This is a genomic window from Paenibacillus xylanexedens, from assembly GCF_001908275.1.
In the GTDB taxonomy this organism is placed as follows: domain Bacteria; phylum Bacillota; class Bacilli; order Paenibacillales; family Paenibacillaceae; genus Paenibacillus; species Paenibacillus xylanexedens_A.
This window is the reverse complement of record NZ_CP018620.1, coordinates 500,482-523,385: the sequence shown is the minus strand read 5'-3', so window position 1 is coordinate 523,385 and position 22,904 is coordinate 500,482. Positions and strand designations below refer to the sequence as shown.

Genomic DNA, 22,904 nt, shown 5'->3' with positions numbered 1-22,904 from the left:
TATCGCAGTGCACTACAATAGGCCTTACGTATCAGAGGGATTGAATTTATATGTAAAAAACATGAGACAGGGAGGATCAAGTACATGAATTACAGAAAGCTGATAAGCTGCCTTTTAATTGCGGTTTTGTTATTACAGGTGGTTAGCGTGGGTGGTGTTGCAAGTGCTGACCCGGTTACTCCGTTGGACCAACTTAACTACATCAGAAGTTCAGATGATGATATCGATGTAGCTATTTCAGATGTTCAAAGCTTGTTGGAGAGCGGCAGTTTAATAGATATGACCGATATCTCCACCACTTATGACCTGCTGAATGATGAACAGAAGAAAGAATTGGCACGAGGAATGATTTTTTTGCTGCCACGGGAAACGGATTATGAGAGTCAAAGCCAAGTTGAGTATGTTTTCTCAGTGTTATATAACTTGTCAAAAATCCCTAAATTTATGAATGAAGATAATGCTCAGGACCTTTTGGATGAGATCTATGGTCTGTATAGTCAGGCAGAAGGCTTTCTACCTTTCGACGAAGCGCAGTACATGGTTGAGGCCAGTGTTGGCTACAGCATATTGAGTGGTGCTGATAAGCCATTGTTTAAGAATATTGCTATGTTTGGAGCTTCCATAAACAGATCACAAGTTTTTGTATCTTATGTTTCACAGCTTACTTTGATGAAAACATTAATCGAGGAATATCGACCAATTAATACTGCTAATGATTTATCAGGTATGAACGTAGCACTTGACTCCATGATGAAACATAATCGAATGACCAGAATGATGAGTGCCATGGACCCCAGTATAGTCCCTTTTCCAGTTCAGATGGAGAAGATGGAAGATATTGAAGACGATAATCAAAAGAGAGAAGAACTTGCACAGTGGATGATTGATCATAAGCCGCAAAACGGTTATGAAACAGTATCCCAGGTTCAAACTGCGTTTGATGCGTTCTTTAATAAGGATACACCGCTGACCAAGTATAACGAACTGAAGAAAGAAGCAGATCGGGGTAACAGCAATGATTTTATCCAAGATATGATTGCATTACTGCGCGATGAACAATTCATCACTGAGCCTGATTTCAAGATGCTTTCTGTCAAAGATCAGGAGGATATCGCAATATACTTACTGGATATAGATCCACCAACGAATGCTGGATATGAGAATAATAAACAGGTCCAATTCATGGTGCAAGTAGCCTTGAAGGCACTTGAAGTCATTCGCGAAATTGATGGACCAAACGCAATAACTGCACTTGATGAGTTTTATAAAAAGCAAGCAAAACGAGTAGATTATTTCAAGGAGCCCGATGCAGAAGGGGAATACTACCGACTTATTGATACTTACCTCACATCCTCCGAAATGGACAAATGGATGACTAAGTATCGATATGCAATTAGGCTAAAAGGGAAAGAGTCCATCTCCCGAGTAGTCAAATTCACGGACACTGCTGTTGAAAGAACACCTTATCTTAACCAGGCCTTAACGGAAGCAGAAGTGTTGGAGTCTTTGGAGCAACTCCGATCTATTCAGAAAGATGTTGAGAAATATAACTCCGATTACCCAGAAAGTCCGTTGGATGCTTTCCCTCTGAACTTTGCCGAAATCGATACCTTAACAGATGAGTATAAGCAACAATTAGCGGACCTTATACTTGAACTCCGACCAATCGGAGGGTATGTAAGCTATAATGCAATTCAGACTGCATTTAATAAATTTTTCCCTGATGATAACGAAAGCGATCCATTGACTGTCTTAAATACTGCAAAGAGCAACAGTAATATAGCGGCTATGCGTGTAGCTATGGAAGATCCTGATCTGGGTATTACTTTACCTAACGGTTACGGTGCTTTATCCTTGCAGGTTAGAGATTTCATTGCAGGATTCCTGATTGAATATGTAAATAAAGATTACAAAAATAAAGAACAAGTTCAATATATGATGGAACTTGCTGTTCTGGCCCAATCCATTTGGGAGCAGAGGGAACTCAGTGTTCTTCAGAACAAGCTGGATCTACTCGCACAGCAATTGGTAGATGGACCTGATCACTTTATTAATGACCAGCAGACATATGTGTTACGTAGCATTGGACAACAACATTTGGAACGTAGCAAAGTAGATAAAGGTGTACTGGCATATAATTACTTGCATCTAGTTGCATTCGAAAGGTTGGAAGGAGTGTCTAAAGGGGATATTGTTGATCCTGATATTGTCCTGAATCTCCTCTCTATGCCTATCGATTCATTTGAGCAAGCTACTTCTATACCGCGAATGGATCAATGGCTCGATAAAGCAATGAAAGATCAGATTAAAGGTGAAGCATTCTTCAGCAAATACAAATTTAATCTTAGAGGCGCTCTTGATTTATCCAAAAGAGCAGAACTTAGTCCTGAAGGCCAGAAGGAATTGGCTGAATGGGTCCTAAATGAACAAGACAGTTACGAGGATGTTGGGAATCTACAAAATGTATTTAACCGATTCTTTACGGCTCCTAATGTGAAGGGGAATGACATCAATAACACCCTAACGGGCTTGGACAGCACGATGGAGATTTCCTTTGACAATAAGCTGCACTGGATTGATGTTGCCTTCATTCAAAAAATGGACCTTAGCGGCAACAAAACGGTATGGGTTCGTTACAACGCAATCAGCGATGAACTGCCAGGCCGCGCTGTGAAGTTTGTCTTTACACAAAATGGTGATAGCAGCACAGATAATGGCAATACTCCAACGCCTAACCCGGGTGGTAGCACAGGTGGAGGTTCGTCCACGACTACACCAGTAACGTCTACACCTGCACCAACAACGAAACAAGAGCAGATCGTGGTTGACGTTAATGGAACAAACGGCACCAACCTGACCAAAACGCCGATTACCCGTACAACCGAAACCAACGGTACGATCAAAGATCTGGTGAAAATGACCGAAGCGATTGCCAAGGAATCGGTAGAAAAAGCGAAGAAATTGAACATGAACACCGCACGCATTGTTATTCCAGATACCAAAGATTCCGTGTCCGAGACACGTATTGAACTGCCTAAAGCAGCGGTAAAAGAACTGAATGATGGTTCGCTCAAACTTGAAATCTCTACAGAGAATGTAGTGATTTCCGTTCCGACGAATTCCATCGCCGGATTCGATCAAGACTTGTACTTCCGCGTTGTACCTTTGAAAAAAGAATCGGAGCGCAAAGAAGTCGAAGAACGTGCGAAGAAAGAGCAGTTGATTCAACAAGTTGCTCCGAATACGAATGTGCGCGTACTGGCTCGTCCGGTAGAGATCGACACGAATATGCAGAGCCGCGAAGTGACACTCACATTGCCACTGCGTGACAGTCTGCCAACTGATCTGGATGCTCGTCAGCAAGCATTGGACAATCTGGCAATCTATATCGAACATAGTGACGGCACAAAAGAATTGATTCAAGGCAAATTGGTGCAACTCGCGGATAACAGCGAAGGCATCGAATTTACCGTAACAAAATTCAGTACGTTCACCCTTGTTGTTGTGGATGGACTGAAAGTTTCGCAAGGTACACATCAACCGTACATCCAAGGATTTGGTGCAGATTTCCGCCCAGATGCATTCGTAACACGTGCACAGATGGCAGCCATGCTAGCTCGAAATCTTCCAACTGAAGCAGCAAGTTCCGCGAATAGCGTGAGCTACAAGGATGTATCTGCGACACATTGGGCAACAAATGAAATTCAAAAAGCGCAATCCGCTGGTATCATGAACGGCATGAGCGCAACTCAATTTGCGCCGGAAGGTTCGATCACCCGTGCACAGATGGCGACGATTGCTTATCGCTGGACGCAGCAACAAGCGAGTGCAACAACCGTGAATGGTACAGCAGTGTCCTTCACAGATGTATTCGCAGACCTGTGGGCAGCAGAGGCGATTGCATACGTGCAATCCGCTGGCCTGATGGTTGGTTACAACGATGGTACATTCAAACCCGATAGTAAGCTGACACGTGCTGAAGCTGTGAAAGTGTTGAATGTATTGTTCAACCGCACACCACTAACTGGGGCAGCTACGCCAACGTTCAGTGATGTACCAGCTACACACTGGGCATATGCAGATATCGAAGCGGCAGCGCAAAAGTAGTATTTTCACAGGATGCAAAGGAAATAAAAGTAGTAAAAAGTAACCCTTTGAGGCAATAACATTAAGTTAAAACCCAGAGCCAAAAAATGAAGAAAAGAGCAGGTTATCAAAAAGATAACCTGCTCTTTTTCTGATACCTATGAGGTCAAGAAAGGGCGAACCCGAGGTTCAACCGACACACCTTTGAATTCATGGTAATTATTTAATTATTGAACAGGGGTTCTGTTCGGAGCAAATAGTTACCCCTTACCTCTGCAGCCCAGTATGCAAAGACCTCTCTCCATTGAACACTGTTAAAGAAATCCTCTACGGATTGGTTTTCGGAATCCCAATCCACAAATATGTTGAGAGGTGTAATTCCTCCAGCCCAAATTCCATTACTGACGTCAGTTCCCGTCTCTCTAACTAATAAGATTGGAATCCCGAATTGAAAAGCCATGGCAGGCTCGATTTGAGAAAAAGTAGATCCTTCCCAGAATGGAGTGTTTGTTGGTGGCCCTCCTACATTGGATTTAAGAATTTGAACAAAAAATCGTTGGAAGTTGATTGCGAGCAAGCCATAGCTCGAAAAAACCAAGCGCCGTATATTGGTCAGGATATTTTCCGGATATTGTTCGCTTACGGGCAATGTGCGGGGGAAGAGCAATGCATCTTCAATTTCCGCAATAAGACGGTTCAGAAATTGTCCTTGCAGGTCATTTACCGTGTTGGTTGTACTCAAAAAGGTCGGAATACGAAAAGCGCGATCCACACATTCATTGATAGCCGAGGATGTATCTTTTTCATAGTAGATGGGCTTAGGATTTGAGGAGGAAGTTCTCACATTACCGCGGACGGGTGGGAGCTCCGATATCATGCTTACGGGAGCAATTTTTTTCATGGGAATTTGTTGAGTCTTAACCTTATTTTTTGTATTACTCAATGTTCACATCTCCAATGTATAAGAATCTGGTTTTTATTTAGTCCCAGTCTATGCATTAGCCCATTTTGTGTGACCGATTGCCCAAATATAATGCCGATGGCGACGTAGTCGTTAGTCCATTAAGAAATGGTCCTTGTTTGTATCAAAAAACGGCACAGGATTTTTTCCCATACCGTTTTGGAATTCTTACTTTTCCTATCTTGCTTTAAGCTGATCTCGATTCTCTTTCACTACCGCACATTAGTCGTTCTTCGAAGGAGAATTCTCGTAAAACTTACCATCCCGCAACTGATCCACAAATCCTTGTAGCCAGATATAATACTGCTCCGCGTGTTGGAGTTTGTGCAGATCACGCAGTGCATCATCTCGATCTACGGAAGAGGTATGTTCCGAAAGGATCATTGCCGACAGGTCAGGAATGACCTCACGAATGCCTTCTAACATGACATCTACTTCCCGTTGGAGCTTGGCCCCGAAGAAATTCTGGAACGTACGATAAAAGTCAGTCTCAGCCAGATATTGATCCTGGCGCTCCTTCTTTTCCTCCAGTTTATAGATCATCTGTGATTCCGTAAGCGAACGAACCGCATAGCTCATGTTGCTCTTGCTCATATTCATCGAGTTTTTCATCTCTTCAAGTGTCATCGGTCGATCCTCAAAATACATGATGCCGTACAATTTGCCAAACGTGTGATTAACCCCATATAGATCCATCGTATTGGCGATAGCCTCAATAACTCTCTCCCTCAGCGCATGCCGATCAGGTAACGAAGAATGATTCGGGTTCCCGGCGGTTTCTTTTCCCACAATGTCACCTCTGGTTTATGATAGCGTTCCCACTAGCTGCCTCATATTTTACATGACTTGCTCCAATTTTAACATAAGCCGGAATTAGAATTTTCAATACGAGTGTACAATCAATTTTGTACAGAAGAAATATAAAGCTGATTATACTCAAAAATTCCCAATCATTAAATAAAAATTGGACAGTAAGGAGTGGGGGATTTGCGTTTAAAACTATGGAGGGAGTCTGAGGCGGTACTATTCACGCTGCCAGCTCTAATCCCATTGCTGATCTTCTGGCTGGGACCTCTGGGATATATCGTTTATCTCAGTTTCACCGATTGGGACTTCATGAGCCCGGACAAGCTGTTTGTTGGTTTGGACAATTACAGTTATCTGCTGACAAACTCTGAATTCTATCGATCACTGAAAGTAACCTTGTTATTCGGACTTGGAAGTGTAATCCCAACCATTGTGGGCGGATTGGCACTTGCGATGCTCATGAATAGCAAAATCAAATCATCCGGCATCTTCCGGACATTACTCTTCTCACCTTGGGTCACCCCAACAGTTGCGGTGTCCATTGCGTGGTCCTGGATCTTCGAGCCCGAAGTGGGACTCGCTAATCTGATGCTGGGCTGGGTAGGCGTATCTCCGATCGGCTGGTTGCGTGACGCGGACTGGGCATTGGTTGCTGTTCTGATCGTCACGCTCTGGAAGTCCATTGGGTGGGCGATGGTATTTTATCTCGTTGCGCTACGAAATCTACCTTCCGATCTGCTCGAAGCAGCTTCAATCGATGGGGCAAACGGTTGGGACAAATTCAGAAGTATCACATTGCCGCTGATCTCACCAACGACGTTTTTTCTCTCGATTATTCTTACTATCCAGTCCTTACAAGCCTATGACCAGATCAATGTCATGACGCAGGGCGGACCGGCGGGATCAACGAGAACGTTGCTGTACATGTATTACCAGTCTGCATTTGAATCCTTTAATGTAGGTGAAGCTTCGTCCATCGCCGTTGTGATCATTCTGATCTGCGTGTTGCTGTCGGGAGTATCCTTCCTGCTTGGCAGACGTCTGGTGCACTACTAATGACAATGACATTGCCCAACAAAAAGTCTAAACGGATGAAGCGCAAGGAGTTGCAGAACGTGTCACAACCGAATTTTAAAATAAGTAAAATGATCCGCTACCTTCTGTTAGCCATTATCGCGCTGGGTACAGCCTTTCCCTTCTATTGGATGGTCATCAGCGGATTCAAAACCAATGATGAGATCTGGCAGTTTCCGCCGACCTTTTGGCCGGAGACGTTCCTATGGAGCAACTATGTGGATGCCTGGAACGCGGCACCATTAGCACGTTACATCCTGAACAGTACCGGGGTAGCCTTAGCCATCTGTCTATTTCAGATCGTCAATTCCAGTATGATGGCGTACGCCCTGACACATATGAAATTCCGTCTCAAAGGTGTACTGACATCCCTGATTCTGGTGGGTTATATGATACCGAGTACAGCCGTGTATTTGCCAAGTTACCTGGTACTTAGCGAACTTAACCTGCTAGATTCCTACACGGGCTTGATTGTATCCAACTGTGTCAGCGTGTTCTCGATCTTCCTGATCCGGCAGGCGTTCATGCAGGTATCTCATGAATTGGTGGAAGCCGGACAGCTGGACGGTGCATCCCACTTCCGGATTCTCTGGACGATTATCACGCCGCTTGTTCGCTCAAGCTTCGCCGTGATGGTGCTGATTACGTTTATTGAACAGTACAACAACTATTTCTGGCCTATGCTCATCACCAAAGACCCTGATTTACAGCTGGTATCGGCGGGTCTGCGCAGTTTCTTTGTAGAGGGCGGGGCATATGGACTTGCTTGGCCTCAGATTATGGCTGCGAGTGCCTTCACCATCGCACCCCTACTTATTCTCTTCCTGTTCACCCAGAAGACGATCATGCAGAGCGTGAATATTACGGCTGGTGTGAACAAGAACTGATATGCACTACCATTCACCTAAAACGGGAGGAACAACAATGAACTGGAGTCAGGCAAGCATGACATGGAAAAAGAGATTGAGGTTGAACTGGAAGGGTGGCATGTCGCTGGTACTCGCGACCAGCTTTGCTCTACTGACGGCTTGTGGAACACAAGCACCCGCAGAATCAGGCACGACGGCTGCCGCCAGTGGAACCGAAGCTCAGGCGAAAGATCCGGTGGAGATTGAGTTCTGGTATGGTCTGGGTGGTAATCTGGGCGATAACATGAAAAAGACGATTGATGCGTTCAACGCCTCACAGAACGAAGTCGTTGTAAAAGGGATTGTACAAGCAGATTACACGGAAACGGAACAGAAGCTGCAAGCAGCAATTGCTTCCAAGAAGGTTCCAGCCGCTGTACTCAGCTCCAATATAGACTGGGCACGTAAAGGATATTATGCACCTATGGATGAGATGATTGCCGCTGATCCGAATTTTAAGAAAGACGATTTCATTCAGACATTCCTGAACCAGGGACAGGTGGATGGAAAGCAATACTTTTTGCCAATGTACGGTACAACTCAGATCATGTACTACCGTATGGATACGTTCAAGGAGAACGGAATCGACCCAGCAACTCTGACGACATGGGAGAAGCTGGCTGAGGCGGCTGCGAAGATGAGCAAACAAGAAAATGGCAAGACCACCTTCTACGGTTGGGAACCGATGTGGGGTAGAGACAATATGATTGATGCCGTGCTGGGTAAAGGCGGACAGATTCTTAGCGACGATGGCAAAACCGTTATGATCGACTCTCCGGAATGGATCGAGACATGGGACTTGTTCCGTAAATGGATTAACGAAGACAAGATTATGGGCATTCATTATGGAGGTCAGGGCTGGGAGTACTGGTACAAAACGATTGATGATGTGATGAAAAATAAAGCAGCAGGTTACACCGGATCTAGTGGTGACCAAGGCGACTTGGACTTTAGCGTAGTCGCTGCAATGCAACAACCAGGCTGGGAAGGTATTGGTGAAGGAAAACCGGTAGCAAGTGCCATATCGGCAGGTATTCCGTCAGCTGCAACGCCTGAACAACAACAGGCAGCATACAAATGGCTTACGTATTTCTCTGAAACTTCGAACACAGCTTCATGGTCCATGAACACTGGATATATTGCAGTACGTCAATCGGCTCAACAAGATCCAGAGTTTATGAAATTCAGTGAGGAAAATCCACAGATCACTGTACCACTGCAACAGGCAGCTCACGCTTCGGCTCCATTCCAGGATCCAACAGGTGGCAAGATCAATGATGCTTTGAAAGATGCAGCTGATCAGGTACAGATCAATAATATGCCAGCGGAACAAGCGCTGAAGGAAGCGAAAGAGAAGGCGCAGAAGGAACTGGATCGGGTAACGAAGTAACGATATCGACAAGAACTGTTTCCAAGAGACTCGGTCGTGAACCTGACCAGATTGTAAACATAACGTATCACTAATCACTATAAGTAACTCACGCGATAAGGGCGGTACATGCTGTACCGTCATTTCCGTTCATACAAGATCGCAGACAAGGAGTTTAACCAATGCAAGATGAGATGTATGTGGACGGATTACCAAATCCGGTTGAAGCCGTTTTGTTTGACAAGGACGGGACATTGCTTGATTTTACGGGAATGTGGGGATTCTGGACCGATTGTGTGTTGAATGACTTCAGAAAACAGTTAGCGACTAGAGGACTCCGTATCGACACAGATGAATTCCCACAGATCTGGGGTACATTCCACGATGATCAAGGCCGAATGAATGGGTATGATGTGCGGGGCCCGCTTGCGATGGGCACGATGGATGAAGTGTATGCCGTGCTGACGTGGCATGGATATCGTGCGGGTCTCAGCTGGGCGGAATCCAAGATTATGGTCCGGGAGTGTTTGGCGCGAGCGGAGGAAGAGATGGAGCAGCATCGTCCGGCACGTCCGTTACCGGGAGTTCAAGAATTCCTTGAACAGTGCCGTAGCGAAGGTGTCGCTATGGGTGTCGTGACGGCAGATGATACACCCAGTGCAATTAAACATTTACAGTGGATGGGACTGGATTCCTTTTTTGACGTGGTGATTGGTACAGATCTGGTGGAGCGGGGCAAACCTTTTCCCGATATGCTACTGCTTGCCTGTGAACGGTTGGGTGTATCCGTGCAGTATACCGTGGTCATTGGAGATACGGACGGAGACATGGAGATGGCACGAACCGCTGGTGCGGGGTACAGGATGGGCATTGGAGAACCGGGAAAAATCCGCTTGGCGGATAGAACGATTCAATCCTTCCATGAATTGCTGAATGGTGGGCTGAATCGATGACAAACAGTCACGCCTACTTGGGCTGGGTACTGTTGGCACTGGCCATCGGGCTGGAGCTGAGCGCTACCATTTTGCTGAAAGTATCGGATGGATTCTCGCGGTTATGGCCTTCGGTGTTGATGTTTGTTTGTTATGGAGCAAGCTTTACCTTTCTCAACTTTGCAGTGAAGTATATGCCGCTGGCTGTGGCCTATGCTATCTGGTCTGGCGTGGGCATTACGCTTATTGGCGTCGTAGGGCATTACTATTTTGGTGAACGTCTGCGGCTCACGTCGATGGTCTGGATCGGTTTTATTCTGATTGGCATTATTGGACTGAAATGGAGTGATTCTTGATGGGAAATGAACATACACCGGAGCAACCTATTGTTAGCTTCCAGGTCATTACAGACACACATGTGCGAGATGAGGCAGACCATATTCATAACCGGCATCTGGACCAAGCATTAGCCGACATAGCTACATTCAGTCAGGGGAGTAGCGGGATTATGCATGTGGGCGATGTGACGGATCGGGGGCTGCCGAGCGAATATCGTGAGTTGCAACGCATATGGAAGCGACATGCGGAGAGTTTGCCAGACATCCGGTACACGGTAGGTAATCATGATATTGGAGCCGTGGTATGGCAAGATCCGCCGATCGTTTTGCTTGAGATGAAAGAGGATGAAGTAGCCGAGTTGTTGGAGCAGGAAGCAGATATGGAGCTGGTCACAAAACAAACCGCTGCTGAATCAGCTGCACTGATTGAGCAGTTATCCGGCGGAACCTATACGTTGTCTGCTGTAACTTCTGAGCAGGAGGGCCAAGGCGGGGGACCGATCTCTTCAGGAGTAGACCCCATTACAGTCGCCGGGTTATGGCAGCGTCGATTAAGTGATTTTGAAGGGACAACAGGTATGAGAGGCTCTTACCATGATCATTGGATCGATGGGTATCATTATATATTCCTGGGCACCGAGCAACCTCATCCGAAGGATTGTGATATGTCGGCCGAACAATTGGAGTGGCTGGATGCAAAATTGTCTGAGCGTGCAACACTAGATCACCCCATCTTCATTTTCTTACACCAGCCGCTTATGGATACGGTGGCAGGATCGATGAAGGAACAAGGCTGGTATGGTGTAAATCAGGATGCGGAACTCAAGGCCGTTCTAGCCAAATACCCGCAAGCGATCCTTTTCTCGGGACATACCCATTGGCAACTGGAGGCACAGCATACGATGTACGATGGTGCAGGCAAGATGCCAACGATGTTCAATGCGTCGTCTGTAGGTTATCTCTGGACGGATCAGGATGAACATCTGGAGGGCAGCGAAGGGCTTCATGTGGAGATTTATAAGGATCGAGTGGTTATGAAGGGACGGGACTTTGTAGCGGGTGAATGGATTGAGGGTGTTGAGTTTACGGTGCGTTATCCTGTAAAAGGGTAGTTATTTGGGTGGTGAAAAGGACAGGGTTACTCTAAGGGTCAATGCCATTAAGACAAGTTAAACTTGATGACATTGCTTAATGGGTGGCCTTTTTGGTATCCATCTTAAGGATTTGTATCAGATCATCCACCCCATAAAGTTCCACGTGAAACGTAGCAGGGGAGGCTAGAATTGGGTAAAGTTGTAAATGGGTATGACTACAAACTATACTAAAATAAGTACACATGATATGCACTTAATCGTTAATTTAACCTATTTACGGAGAGGAAGTAGAAGCGGCATGAGAGAACTTCAGGTTCAAACGACATATGGTACCGTTCAAGGCGAACTTTTGCACGATGCAAGCGTATGGAAAGGCATTCCCTATGCGAAACCTCCAGTAGGTGAGCTGCGTTTCAAGGCTCCGGTACAGCCCGAGTCATGGGATGGAATCAGACAGGCCACGCAATTTGGACCTGAGAATATACAACCACGAAATCATCAACCAGAAGGCCAGACAGAAATTCCGAATGAGTCAGAAGATAGTCTATATCTGAACATCTGGGCACCTCAGGAAAAAAGAGCAACACCACTGCCGGTCATGGTATGGATTCACGGTGGTTCCTTTGTAACAGGTTCAGGTAGCCAGCCGATGTATGATGGTACACAGTTAGCGGTTCGGGGGGACGTCATCGTTGTGACGATCAACTACCGATTAGGACCTTTGGGTTTCCTGCATATGGCTCCATTAGGTGATTCATATGTATCCAATGCAGGTCTGCTGGATCAGGTTGCGGCATTACAGTGGGTGAAGGATAATATCTCTGCTTTTGGTGGTAACCCGGATCAAGTTACGGTGTTCGGCGAATCAGCAGGCAGCATGAGTATTGCAGCACTGATGGCGATGCCAGCGGCCAAAGGACTGTTCCAACGTGCCATTATGGAGAGCGGTGCATCCCAGTTCATGCCGGCAGAGCAAGCTGCAGCGTTGCGGGAAGGGATGTTAAAGATTCTTGGGGTGGACCGGGACAACCTGCAGAAGTTAAATACAATTCCTGTAGAGCAGATTATTGCAGCCGGTGATACGGTCAAACAGCAGAGCGGGGCAGGTATGGCATTATTCTTCCAACCTGTATTGGATGGGCAGACACTACCACAGGTGCCACTTCAGGCAGTGAGCGAAGGCTCAGCGCAGGATATTCCGGTGCTGATTGGTACGACATTACATGAGGGTGCACTGTTCATCCAGCCACATGTACCTTTTTCAAAAGAAATCGATATGGTTCAGGGCGTAGACTTTATGACGCCAGATCTGGAGAACCGGGTAGCCATCGCGGATAGTTATCCAAAAACGGCAGATGGACAAGCCCAAGTCATGACCGATATGTTCTTCTGGCGTTCAGCGCTGCAATATGCTGCGGCACAGCAGAAATATGCCCCGGTGTGGATGTATCGATTTGATTGGGTGATGCCGGAACATCCCTTGTTAAAAAGAGCGATTCATAGCATCGAAATGTTCTTTGTGTTTAATACACTGCATGTCCTCAAATTCATGAATGCGGAGCCGGATGAAGCTGCGGCGGCACTTGCCCTCAAGGTACAGGATGCCTGGATTTCCTTTGCCAAGAATGGTCAACCTGAAGTTGCAGGTGTGAACTGGCCTGAATATGAGCAGGATCGTGCGACACTAATCTTCAACCATGAGATTGAGATCGTACATGATCCGGATGCAGCCAAGCGAGAGCTGTTAGGGTTATAATCCAGGTGGGTTATTGTGTATAAATACTCTGAAAAACTGCTATGAGCCCGATCAAAAGAGGACGTTCATCTCATAATGAACGTCCTCTTTTTGTAATCCGGCTGAATAATAAGCAGAACGTAAGCACTGAATAGAGGTACATTATGCCTTGTTATACTCCAAACATTATTTACGAGAGGCACGTGTGCGGGACACCTCATCGAAGTAGAAGGAACGTTTTCCACGGGAGAAGAGCACGATCAAGACATGAACAAAGAGCACGGCGTAGACTAACATATAGATACCGAATGTCCCCAAGGAGATCCACATTTGATAAGGTTGAAGCATAACATCCTGATGACCTGAAAAAGCATAATCGTTGACCAAGCGAATGATCGTAACGAGCAGCCATGGAACATAGAGTGCGGCAAATCTTTTGAATAACGATTCACTGGTGGGTGTGCCGGTCTGACGATTCACATAGCGGAATCGCAAGATGGCCGAGCCTGGAGTTACCCCATTTCGCACCCAAGGTATGAAGAACAGCACAATGACCATAGCAATGGATGTACTTAGCGCATCACTGATCACATCAGACGCTGTAAAGATGGAGATTAGATTCGAAAGGAAGACAACAACGACTCCATCGATAATTAACGCGAGCAATTGAGGCATAGTATACACTCGGTTTTGCTCCACGATCTGTTCACTCTTCGCCTGAATGCTTGCACGTGATGGGAATAAAGCAAGCAGGATGGGCGCTGTGAAAAATCCAATGACCGCTCCCGAAGTATTCAACAACAGGTCATCCACATCGAAGAGACGGTAAGGACAATTATAATACCCGTAGAATCCGGTGATCTGGGTAATCTCGAAGAATAAGGAAAGCCCGAATCCGCCTAGCAGGGCGTACTTCCAGAAGGCTCTTCTTTGAAAAAAATAACGGATATATACACCCAGCGGCATAAGGAGCAGGACGTTAAATAGAACTTGTAAGAAGGCTCTGCCCTGAATCATTCCGATATAGCTGGATGGCTGGGTCCATACAATGGGTGTTTCTTTCATGATGTCTTTGACAAAAGTGAATGGAACCAGATTGTAGTAGATCGTGTCAGCGGCTTGCTGCGCACAGGTATCTCGCGTAGTCGGAAACGGGAGAATGACGGGGCAATAGGCGGCCAGAATATAAAAGATAAACGAAAAGCTGATGCCAAACCGTGACCAGCTGAAGAAACCGTCTTTACGATAACCATAGATCAACCACGGCACCAGCAAGAACATGGCCACAAATACAAAGATCAAAAAAGCCGTTTGCACAGGGAAAACATATGAGGACATGAGCAGGAACTCCTTTGGTATTAAATATAATAACATTCATATAGACATTAAAATTCATGTATGTGTAGTGCGTATCTAATAGTTACATCATAAGTAGTTACCCTTAAAGTGAGGGATGCATGAACCTTAAATTTGGTTTAAATCCATCCATGCAGTGACCAAGCGTATGGAATATACCGTCGAAATCCCGTATACTTGCGGGAATGCCAATCGTAGAATGGAGAGTTTAATACATATGTCTAATTTGCCTAACTGCCCCAAATGTAATTCAGAGTACACGTATGAGGATGGTAACCTGCTGGTTTGCCCGGAATGTGCGCATGAATGGTCTTTGGAAGCAGACAATGATAACGCAGAGGATGCAAAAGTAATCCGCGATGCCAACGGAAATGTGCTAAGTGATGGTGATACCGTTACCGTCATTAAAGATCTGAAGGTTAAGGGTAGCTCACTCGTGGTCAAACAGGGCACGAAGGTGAAGAATATCCGCCTGATTGATGGAGATCATGATATTGATTGCAAGATCGACAGCTTGGGTGCAATGAAGTTGAAGTCTGAGTTTGTGAAAAAGATATAAGATCGAAAAACGTTCAGTTCCGCATTCAATGGGAATTGAACGTTTTTTTGTTTGACAGGAAATATTTAGTAGATATATACTGGTTGGAATTTAATTTTTTTGAACATGGATGAGTAGTCTACATATAAGAAAAGGCAGGTGTCAGAGCGATGAAGAGAGATCACATTATTGAATATTATTCCGGGTTTGATGAGTGGGGCAGACTGGAGCGGGAACCAATTGAATTCATCATTAACATGCATTACATCAGAGAGTATCTTCCTGCCAACGGTCATATTCTGGATAATGGCGCAGGACCAGGAAAGTATGCCATGGAGCTTGCGAAGCTGGGGTACCAAGTCACTTTATCGGATCTGACACCTTCCTCCGTGGATACTGCGCGGCAAAAGGCTCAGGAGTTTGGTTTGACACAGCAATTCGATGGATTCCATGTTCTCGATGCGACTTCGCTCTCCGGTATGGCTGACGAGACGTACGATGCGTCCCTCATGCTGGGGCCGTTGTATCATCTGCAGACAGACGAAGAGCGCACGGCTGCTGTACGGGAGTTGTACCGTGTGACCAAGCGAGGGGGCGTGGTGTTTGTAGCCATGCAGAGCCGAATGCGCATGAGTATCAATTCGTTGCAATCTCCGCAGCACTGGAAACCGAATGATAACATGGCAGCCATCCGTTCTTTTGTGGAGAAGGGTATATTCAATCATCAGGATCAAGGACGATTTACGGGAGCATACTATTTTAATATTCAGGACGTTATGCCCTTCATGGAGCAACATGGATTTGAGTCCGTTGATTTGATTGGATCATCCAGCCTTAGAGCGATGCTCACGGATGAGCAGCAGCAATATTGGAAAGAGCGTGGCGAGTATGATGAACTCATGCAATATATGATTGAAGCCGCCAAAGACCCTTCCATATTGGGAATCTCGTCTCACCTGCTGTACATTGGGAGGAAGAAATAATAGACTTACAGGCAATGCTTTAAAAATCTATGTATTTTAGAATATCAGCCCGTGGAATACTGTTTCCACATGATATAATATTTCTATCTAATGGTCTGGAGGTGTCACTATGCAATGGAAGGAAGTTCAGGAGCGATTCCCTAATGAATGGGTCGTTTTTGAGGCAACCAAGGCGTACTCTAGAGAAGGCCAGCGTTACATTGAAGAGATGGCAGTGATTGATTCATTTGATGATTCTACAAAGGCACTAAAACGTTATGGTGAATTGCATCAGGAAGATCCCAGACGGGAATACTGCTTTTTTCACACTTCACGTCCAGAAGTTGTGGCAAGAGAACGATATGTTGGCATGAGAGGTCCTCGATGAAAATTTTAGAGATTTATGGTTTACCCTTCATAAGCATAAAACTTGAATTTAGAGGAAAAGTACTACTTTTAGAAAAAGTCCTTTTGGATACGGATCAGCCAGTACATTGTTGAATGCAGATGTAGTTCGGGAAGTAGGAATGGTTCCTGAAGAGAATGATCTCGTTGAGATTATAAGAGGTGTAGGCGGTATAGAGTATGTTTATACCAAGTCGCTCGATTCTATAACTGTAGATGGAACAACGATTAATGATTTTCAAGTTGAAATAGGAAATATGGATTATGGTTTGGAGATTGACGGAATTCTGGGATTTAATTTTATGAAACAGACCGGTGTTGTAATTAATGCCAACCTGATGGAACTAAGTATAGGTAAGCCATAATCGATAGAAAATAAACATAAAAGTGCCCTCTGGAAACAGAGGGTACTTGTGTTTTTCATCAAAATAGTTCAATATTAAGATACATAACAAAAGGTGATCTACTTACAATAGGTAAGATGAACAACGGATCGCTTCATACCAGGGAGGAACAGACAATGGAAATCGGAATTAGTACATTTGTGGAGACGAATCCGGATGTAAAAACAGGAGAACTTATCAGTCATGCGCAGCGTATTCGGGATGTTGTTGAAGAGATTGTTTTGGCAGATCAGGTGGGCTTGGATGTATACGGCGTGGGAGAACATCATCGTGCTGATTATGCCGCTTCATCACCAGCTGTCATTCTGGCGGCAGCAGCTTCACAGACCAAGAATATTCGCTTGACGAGTGCGGTAACCGTGCTGTCATCGCATGATCCGGTACGGGTATATCAAGATTTCGCGACACTGGACGGCATTTCGAACGGACGTGCAGAGATTATGGCAGGGCGGGGATCATTTATCGAATCGTTCCCACTGTTTGGCTATAATCTGAACGACTACGATGAGTTATTCGACGAGAAACTGGATTTGCTTCTCAAACTGCGTGATTCGGAAAAAGTAACTTGGGAAGGCAAACACCGCCCTTCCTTTAACAATCTGGGCATCTACCCGCGCCCGGTACAGGAGAAACTTCCGGTATGGATTGGCAGTGGCGGTAATCAGGAATCCGTAGTTCGTGCAGGATTGCTGGGTTTGCCATTGGTGCTTGCCATTATCGGTGGCCGTCCGGTGCAATTCGCACCACTGGTGGAGCTGTACAAGAAAGCAGCTGCACATGCGGGACATGATGCTTCCAAACTGACCGTTGCTTCTCACTCTCACGGCTTCATTGCCGATACAACAGACGAAGCTGTGGAGAAATTCTTCCCGCCAGCGCAAGCGGTCATGAACATACTGGGTCGTGAACGTGGATGGGGACACTACAGCCGTGCGACATTTGATGCGGCGCGCAGCCTGGAAGGTGCATTGTATGTAGGTGATGTGGAGACCGTAGCTCAGAAAATTATTTACCTACGCAAAGAAGTTGGGATTACACGCTTCATGTTACACACCCCACTCGGAACCATGCCGCACAACGAGGTCATGAGAGCAATCGAGCTACTTGGTAAAGAAGTCGCTCCAATCGTGCGTAAAGAAATTGCACGTTGGGAAGCTGAGAACGAAGAGGCACGTTAATCGACTGAAACCGTTATGGAACTATAATAGAGCGAACAAAGAAGAAAAGGAGCATGCCCTAGGCGTATTACGCCAATGGGGCTGCTCCTTTTTCGTTTATCTTCTAAAAGTATCTAAAACAGCACAGGTTTAATGTCTATCCATTGGCAGATGTACTCACAAGGGAGTGTATAACCATCGACAACGTATGATCATAAAGGGTTTTGGCAGCTTCTTCGCTCTCAATATGGCCTCCCAAATACAGATGAATAACACCGTGTAAGGGAGCCCAGATCATCCGAACCGCAAGCAGGGGATCTTGCACCTGAAGCATTCCCTGTTCAATCGCTATCTCCACCAAAGCAGACACTTGTTTCAGTGCAGTTGCTGTTCCCTGTAAGGTCTCTCCATCTGGTTTGAATTCGGAAAAAGATCCTCCAAACATCAGCTGATAGAAGCTGGATTGAGAAATGCCGAAGTCCCAGTAGACGTGGGCAAGATCACGGAAATATTGTTCAAACGATGCCTGCCGGGGTATAACTTCAAAACGCTGGGCCATGAGGGAGCATCCCTCTAAATACAGATGTTTGGCTAACCCTTCTTTTTTGCCGAAGAGGTTATATATTATTTTGGTGGAGCACTCCATGCGTTCAGCTACACGGCGTACCGTGACGGCTTCTGGTCCATGCTCTTGCAGTAAAGCAGCAGCAGCATGCACAATATTTTGCCGCAGATTATCCGAGTGCTGCAGTCTGGCTTCCTGAAAGGTTGTTACCGTATGTGCAGATTCCGTGGAACCCGAATTAAGATCCTTCATTGATTTCATCCTCGTAACCGTATTGTTGTTGAACAGAAACTACGTTTCCTTTTATGGTCATTCTACTGTTTTACGCCGGATAACGTCAATTTAATCCGAGTTTAATAAGTAAGCACCACGTTCTAGGTTCAAATTTAACAAATGTATTTGACAGCGTCATAGATTTTGGTTACGATGATTCTATACAGAAACAGTGTTTCCTAATGAAAACAAGTGTTTAAATTATGCACAGAGGATGGATGAGAGATGATAAAGGAACAGCATCAATGGGTACTTATTACAGGTGCTTCTTCAGGTATTGGGGAAATTTTTGCACTCGAAATGGCTTCCAAGGGTAAAAATATCGTGCTGGTGGCCAGAACAGAGTCCAAACTGAATCAATTGGCAGAACGTATAGAACGTACATATCAAGTAAGGGCTGAGGTAATTGTATCGGATCTCTCCGAAGTAGAGGCACCTCAGAACGTATATGAGGAATGTCAGAATCGGGGAATACACATCGATATGCTGATCAACAATGCGGGATTTGCTACCCATGGATGTTTTGAACAACTGGATGGTTCCCGGCAACAGGAGGAGATTATGTTGAACGTGCTCGCCTTGACGAACATGACGCATCTTTTCTTGCCAGGCATGTTACAGAAGAAAAATGGTGCTGTCATTAATGTATCGTCGACGGCTGCCTTTCAACCTGATCCGTATATGGCTGTGTATGGAGCGACAAAGGCATTTGTACTTTCTTTTACAGAGGCATTATACGAAGAAAACAGGAAGCGTGGCGTTCAGTTTTTGGCACTATGCCCAGGCTCAACCGAGACTTCGTTTTTTGATGTGGTGGGTGCTGATGAAGCCTCGGTGGGCAAACGTGATACACCTGAGCATGTCGTGGCCGTAGCCATGAGGGCGCTGGAGTCAGGCAAACCTTATGCTGTGCCAGGGGCCAGGAATTATTGGACAGCACAGTTCACCCGTCTCATACCACGCAAGTCCATGTTGCGAATCGTAGGAAGTATGCTCCGTCCACGTTCCGAGGGTGTTAAACCAGAAAAAGTACAAGCCTGATTAGTGGTATAGGGTAAAAGCTTTAGGCCAAAATGCCTTTGGCCCGAGCTTCCTTTATCCAACCTGGAAATTCAGTGAGGAGACGATCGTACAATTCTTCATCGCTGATCTTGGAGATGTCGTCGAGAGCAAAAAAGTCAGCATTATCGATGAAACGTCCAGTCATATCATCTAGTTTCTCAAGGATACCGTAATTGGCTTGGCCTAGGCCAACAAATTGCCAGAACAGGTTTTTGGTTGAGCTTTCGGTAATAAGCCGCATGATTTTCCCTTTTTGACTGACTCCACCATCGCTAAAAAAGATAATATACGTTGGAATCTTCACATCGGGTTCCTCGATCGTATATTTGCGAATGACATCCTGCATCACAGGAGGTTCGTTATTGGTACCGCCTTTGCTTCCCAGCGTATATGTGCGTTCAATATAATTCTCGAAATCCCTGGCGGTGACGCTAGGTGCACGCAAGAAGTCTTTGGCGAAGAACCAGACGTCCAGCTCTCCGTTATCATCAAAAGCGGATGCAATCGCCAGGATACGCTCGAAGGCTTCTTGCACGATGCCTTTACGATACAGATGGTACATGGAGCCTGATGCATCAAATACAACGGCAACACGTGCCTGTATAGGTTCGATCTTTTTCTTTTGCAGAGACAGGGTTACTTTACGCTTGAGGAGATCGATCTTGGTCAGGTTAAGCGGCGGATGAATCGTGTTTGGTGCAGCAACAGGTGACAAGACTTCTGGAGAGGCCGCTGCTACTTCAGCTTGTGCCGTGAGAAGAACTTGTTCGGCTTCCGAGGTGTCGTTACTCTCAATTTCAACACCGAATGACTCTGCCAGCGGCTGCAATCCACCAAAGAAACCTCGTCCAATCGCACGAACTTTGAACCCGTCACGATACTTATAGATTTCAATGAGAATAAGTGCTGTTTCCGCAGTGACCTGTGTGATCTCATAGGTGATCTGCTGGGAACCCGCTTGTACAATCGCCTGACATGCCTGAACATCGGCGAAAGTCCCTCCCGCATCCAGAGTAGCCGTAAACACACATTTTTCCACAGGGGCCTGCCGTAATTGATTTGTATCCAGTACAAAAGAGGATTTCAGTTCCTCTGCCTGTTGCAGAAGCACACTTTGATGGGGATCGGCCTTCTGATTATAAAATACAAAATAGTCGTCAGATGGGACCTTTCCCTCTTCGTTCACCATAAAGCAACTAACATCCAAGGGAGAAGGAGATGATGTACATTGAATGGTTACCTGAAGTTGGGTGGATTCGTTGATACTGATATTCTGGCCTGTGTTTAAGTGGATGAACGAATCTGTCATAATCGGATGCGCCTCTCTTCTCCAATATAATGGTTGAAAATGTACAGTAACAAGATCGATTCTGAGACAAATGTTTCCATAAGTCAATCTTTTCACCGTTGATCCTACGCCTCATCAGACTCGTACTTTTCCCGATGCTCCTTCTTCATCTTCACATAGTCTGGATCCGTCTTCGCAATCTCCCATTGTGTTTTGAATATAGCCGCGGCTTCTGCCTTCACCTTATCATTCTGATAGGGCAAGATTGAGCCATCCTCCTTTGAGTATTTGCGTCCTCCTTTGTGATTTGTATAACGTCTGGCCCGTGTATAACCCATCTGGAGAAATTTGCGAGCCATATCCATACCGACGAAATCACCCTTTTTCTTATACTCCAAAAATAGCTCATAGATCTTCTCCGATGACTCCGTCGCAATCTCGGGTGTTTTGAACCGCCAGTGTGGCAGAATCTCGCCCTTGTATGGCTCAACCATGAGAACACCTTGCTCTCCCCGGCCTACGGTGTACAGCTCAGGATGTTTGCGCAGATCCAACTCATCATAATTGAGACTGTAATCAAATTTTTTCATGTATACGCCCTCCTTGATAGGGATTACCCCGATTCTGAACCAACAAGCACGGTTAATGGGGAACAATAGAAGGAATTACACAGGAGGGGTAGCGGTATGGGAATGTCCGGCAGATATCTTGTGGTTACGAAGGAGCTAGTTGAATCCATCAAGTCAGGTGAGATCAGTGTGCATGATTGTGCAGTGGATCTGGATATCGATAAAACATGGCAAATGCTGCAGTTCACGCTGAACGGTAACTTGGTAGAAGGGGAGCCGCCCCTGGGATATGTGGTGCCTCTCGCAGGTGAGCAATACTTGGGAAACTATTCGGATATGGATCTGTTTTTGCTTAGTAACGAGCAGGTGCTGGAAGCCTACATGGCATTGGAGCGGCTCACACCGGAAGAATTAAAGGAGCGGTATAGCCTGGACCATATGATCGCTGAAGGCGTCTATCCTGTCATGGAAGATTGGGACGCGGAAGAGACATTTCAGGAGATCGTTCAGACTGTGGATGATATCCAGGCCTTATTTCAGGCCACGGCTGCAAGTGGGAACGGCATCATCTTTTATGTTTTCTAAATGAGCAATTATGATGGAAAATGTCATGCCGATATTGAGGCAGGTTTGAACTACGCCTATTCGGGTTATTGATAGACACAAGGCTCAGGCCTTGATGACATGACAATCCGGTAGAAGAGAGGGAATGCGATATGACACAGGATCAGAACGAAGAAAACAAAGCGATTCAAGAGGACGAGCCGGATCAATTCGAGACTCCCGCAACTGCGGAAGATGAAGAAACGGATGAGAAACTCGCAGAAGATCAGGAGCAAGAATAACTCCCAGCATTGCACAATGAAGCAGGATGTTTTATCGAAACATACGATATGCTGAAATATAGATAGACCAGAGGTCGGACATGTTCCGGCCTTTTGGTTTATTTTTTTGCGTATCCGTTTACAAGAATTACCTATACCTTCATAATGGAATTGAACCATATTTTTCTAAGGAGGAG

22 protein-coding genes are annotated in these 22,904 nt (G+C 45.7%); 16 read left to right on the top strand and 6 right to left on the bottom strand.

Translation table 11 applies throughout. The annotated features are described in order from the left end of the window. Positions 1–84 precede the first annotated feature (84 nt). Positions 85–4,107 (top strand): S-layer homology domain-containing protein, encoded by a 4,023-nt coding sequence (locus BS614_RS02145; protein ID WP_074092781.1) that lies wholly within the window; start codon positions 85–87, stop codon positions 4,105–4,107. 202 nt (positions 4,108–4,309) lie between these two features. Here BS614_RS02145 and BS614_RS02140 read toward each other — a convergent pair whose 3' ends face one another. Beyond that, complete coding sequence (locus BS614_RS02140; protein WP_084174370.1) at positions 4,310–5,029, bottom strand: hypothetical protein; 720 nt, start codon at positions 5,027–5,029, stop codon at positions 4,310–4,312. Between the two features lie 240 nt (positions 5,030–5,269). Then, a complete protein-coding gene (locus tag BS614_RS02135; RefSeq protein WP_074092780.1) occupies positions 5,270–5,836 on the bottom strand; it encodes a GbsR/MarR family transcriptional regulator in 567 nt (188 codons plus the stop codon). A gap of 198 nt (positions 5,837–6,034) precedes the next feature. Here BS614_RS02135 and BS614_RS02130 point away from each other — a divergent pair, with 198 nt between their 5' ends. The 7 genes from BS614_RS02130 (at position 6,035) to BS614_RS02100 (ending at position 13,325) form a co-directional block, all read left to right on the top strand. After that, positions 6,035–6,910, top strand: a complete 876-nt coding sequence (locus BS614_RS02130) for a carbohydrate ABC transporter permease (protein ID WP_036671737.1) — start codon at positions 6,035–6,037, stop codon at positions 6,908–6,910. 89 nt (positions 6,911–6,999) lie between these two features. Continuing rightward, a complete protein-coding gene (locus BS614_RS02125; protein ID WP_244898372.1) occupies positions 7,000–7,815 on the top strand; it encodes a carbohydrate ABC transporter permease in 816 nt (271 codons plus the stop codon). 37 nt (positions 7,816–7,852) lie between these two features. Next, complete coding sequence (locus tag BS614_RS02120) at positions 7,853–9,226, top strand: ABC transporter substrate-binding protein (RefSeq protein ID WP_074092779.1); 1,374 nt, start codon at positions 7,853–7,855, stop codon at positions 9,224–9,226. Between the two features lie 161 nt (positions 9,227–9,387). Beyond that, positions 9,388–10,158, top strand: a complete 771-nt coding sequence (locus BS614_RS02115; RefSeq protein ID WP_244898255.1) for an HAD family hydrolase — start codon at positions 9,388–9,390, stop codon at positions 10,156–10,158. Next, positions 10,155–10,493 carry a DMT family transporter gene (locus BS614_RS02110; protein WP_051447260.1) on the top strand — a complete coding sequence of 113 codons (339 nt, stop codon included), beginning with the start codon at positions 10,155–10,157 and terminating at the stop codon, positions 10,491–10,493. Before BS614_RS02115 ends, BS614_RS02110 begins: the two co-directional genes overlap by 4 nt. Continuing rightward, the gene (locus tag BS614_RS02105; protein ID WP_074092778.1) at positions 10,493–11,587 is read left to right on the top strand and encodes a metallophosphoesterase family protein; all 1,095 of its coding nucleotides are present in this window, start codon (positions 10,493–10,495) and stop codon (positions 11,585–11,587) included. Before BS614_RS02110 ends, BS614_RS02105 begins: the two co-directional genes overlap by 1 nt. Positions 11,588–11,867: 280 nt before the next feature. Continuing rightward, positions 11,868–13,325, top strand: a complete 1,458-nt coding sequence (locus BS614_RS02100; protein WP_074092777.1) for a carboxylesterase/lipase family protein — start codon at positions 11,868–11,870, stop codon at positions 13,323–13,325. A 165-nt stretch (positions 13,326–13,490) separates the two neighbouring features. Here the strand turns inward: BS614_RS02100 and BS614_RS02095 are convergent, their stop codons facing one another. Then, positions 13,491–14,642, bottom strand: a complete 1,152-nt coding sequence (locus BS614_RS02095; protein WP_074092776.1) for a VanZ family protein — start codon at positions 14,640–14,642, stop codon at positions 13,491–13,493. A gap of 235 nt (positions 14,643–14,877) precedes the next feature. Between BS614_RS02095 and BS614_RS02090 the strand changes: the two genes are divergently transcribed. From BS614_RS02090 to BS614_RS02070, 5 genes are all read left to right on the top strand, one after another. After that, positions 14,878–15,219: a zinc ribbon domain-containing protein YjdM gene (locus BS614_RS02090; RefSeq protein WP_017691576.1), complete on the top strand. Its 342-nt coding sequence runs from the start codon at positions 14,878–14,880 to the stop codon at positions 15,217–15,219. 149 nt (positions 15,220–15,368) lie between these two features. Continuing rightward, entirely contained in the window at positions 15,369–16,181 is an 813-nt protein-coding gene (locus tag BS614_RS02085) for a class I SAM-dependent methyltransferase (protein WP_074092775.1), read from the top strand. A 109-nt stretch (positions 16,182–16,290) separates the two neighbouring features. Further along, positions 16,291–16,548, top strand: a complete 258-nt coding sequence (locus tag BS614_RS02080) for a hypothetical protein (protein WP_074092774.1) — start codon at positions 16,291–16,293, stop codon at positions 16,546–16,548. Positions 16,549–16,687: 139 nt separating this feature from the next. Continuing rightward, positions 16,688–16,930 (top strand): pepsin/retropepsin-like aspartic protease family protein, encoded by a 243-nt coding sequence (locus BS614_RS32050; RefSeq protein WP_244898254.1) that lies wholly within the window; start codon positions 16,688–16,690, stop codon positions 16,928–16,930. 155 nt (positions 16,931–17,085) lie between these two features. Then, positions 17,086–18,147: an LLM class flavin-dependent oxidoreductase gene (locus BS614_RS02070; RefSeq protein WP_074092773.1), complete on the top strand. Its 1,062-nt coding sequence runs from the start codon at positions 17,086–17,088 to the stop codon at positions 18,145–18,147. Between the two features lie 136 nt (positions 18,148–18,283). Here BS614_RS02070 and BS614_RS02065 read toward each other — a convergent pair whose 3' ends face one another. Further along, positions 18,284–18,943, bottom strand: coding sequence for a TetR/AcrR family transcriptional regulator (locus BS614_RS02065; protein ID WP_074092772.1), 660 nt, complete (start codon positions 18,941–18,943; stop codon positions 18,284–18,286). A gap of 246 nt (positions 18,944–19,189) precedes the next feature. On the opposite strand from BS614_RS02065, the gene BS614_RS02060 reads away from it, so the two are divergent. Further along, entirely contained in the window at positions 19,190–20,005 is an 816-nt protein-coding gene (locus tag BS614_RS02060) for an SDR family NAD(P)-dependent oxidoreductase (protein ID WP_074092771.1), read from the top strand. Between the two features lie 22 nt (positions 20,006–20,027). On the opposite strand, the gene BS614_RS02055 is transcribed toward BS614_RS02060, so the two are convergent. Then, on the bottom strand, positions 20,028–21,335 hold the full coding sequence (locus BS614_RS02055) for a VWA domain-containing protein (RefSeq protein ID WP_074092770.1): 1,308 nt from the start codon (positions 21,333–21,335) through the stop codon (positions 20,028–20,030). Positions 21,336–21,439: 104 nt separating this feature from the next. After that, positions 21,440–21,904, bottom strand: a complete 465-nt coding sequence (locus tag BS614_RS02050) for a DUF4385 domain-containing protein (protein WP_074092769.1) — start codon at positions 21,902–21,904, stop codon at positions 21,440–21,442. 96 nt (positions 21,905–22,000) lie between these two features. Here BS614_RS02050 and BS614_RS02045 point away from each other — a divergent pair, with 96 nt between their 5' ends. Then, entirely contained in the window at positions 22,001–22,468 is a 468-nt protein-coding gene (locus BS614_RS02045; RefSeq protein ID WP_074092768.1) for a YfbM family protein, read from the top strand. A gap of 131 nt (positions 22,469–22,599) precedes the next feature. Further along, on the top strand, positions 22,600–22,728 hold the full coding sequence (locus BS614_RS32335) for a hypothetical protein (protein WP_017691584.1): 129 nt from the start codon (positions 22,600–22,602) through the stop codon (positions 22,726–22,728). The last annotated feature ends 176 nt before the right edge of the window (positions 22,729–22,904 follow it).

Coding starts and splice junctions, on each gene's coding strand:
- BS614_RS02045 (WP_074092768.1), top strand. CDS start 22,001: ATGGGAATGTCCGGCAGATATCTTGTGGTTACGAAGGAGCTAGTTGAA.
- BS614_RS02090 (WP_017691576.1), top strand. CDS start 14,878: ATGTCTAATTTGCCTAACTGCCCCAAATGTAATTCAGAGTACACGTAT.
- BS614_RS02115 (WP_244898255.1), top strand. CDS start 9,388: ATGCAAGATGAGATGTATGTGGACGGATTACCAAATCCGGTTGAAGCC.
- BS614_RS02120 (WP_074092779.1), top strand. CDS start 7,853: ATGAACTGGAGTCAGGCAAGCATGACATGGAAAAAGAGATTGAGGTTG.
- BS614_RS02125 (WP_244898372.1), top strand. CDS start 7,000: ATGATCCGCTACCTTCTGTTAGCCATTATCGCGCTGGGTACAGCCTTT.
- BS614_RS02105 (WP_074092778.1), top strand. CDS start 10,493: ATGGGAAATGAACATACACCGGAGCAACCTATTGTTAGCTTCCAGGTC.
- BS614_RS02080 (WP_074092774.1), top strand. CDS start 16,291: ATGCAATGGAAGGAAGTTCAGGAGCGATTCCCTAATGAATGGGTCGTT.
- BS614_RS02095 (WP_074092776.1), bottom strand. CDS start 14,642: ATGTCCTCATATGTTTTCCCTGTGCAAACGGCTTTTTTGATCTTTGTA.
- BS614_RS02055 (WP_074092770.1), bottom strand. CDS start 21,335: ATGACAGATTCGTTCATCCACTTAAACACAGGCCAGAATATCAGTATC.
- BS614_RS32335 (WP_017691584.1), top strand. CDS start 22,600: ATGACACAGGATCAGAACGAAGAAAACAAAGCGATTCAAGAGGACGAG.
- BS614_RS02065 (WP_074092772.1), bottom strand. CDS start 18,943: ATGAAGGATCTTAATTCGGGTTCCACGGAATCTGCACATACGGTAACA.
- BS614_RS02100 (WP_074092777.1), top strand. CDS start 11,868: ATGAGAGAACTTCAGGTTCAAACGACATATGGTACCGTTCAAGGCGAA.
- BS614_RS02110 (WP_051447260.1), top strand. CDS start 10,155: ATGACAAACAGTCACGCCTACTTGGGCTGGGTACTGTTGGCACTGGCC.
- BS614_RS02085 (WP_074092775.1), top strand. CDS start 15,369: ATGAAGAGAGATCACATTATTGAATATTATTCCGGGTTTGATGAGTGG.
- BS614_RS02070 (WP_074092773.1), top strand. CDS start 17,086: ATGGAAATCGGAATTAGTACATTTGTGGAGACGAATCCGGATGTAAAA.
- BS614_RS02145 (WP_074092781.1), top strand. CDS start 85: ATGAATTACAGAAAGCTGATAAGCTGCCTTTTAATTGCGGTTTTGTTA.
- BS614_RS32050 (WP_244898254.1), top strand. CDS start 16,688: ATGGTTCCTGAAGAGAATGATCTCGTTGAGATTATAAGAGGTGTAGGC.
- BS614_RS02050 (WP_074092769.1), bottom strand. CDS start 21,904: ATGAAAAAATTTGATTACAGTCTCAATTATGATGAGTTGGATCTGCGC.
- BS614_RS02060 (WP_074092771.1), top strand. CDS start 19,190: ATGATAAAGGAACAGCATCAATGGGTACTTATTACAGGTGCTTCTTCA.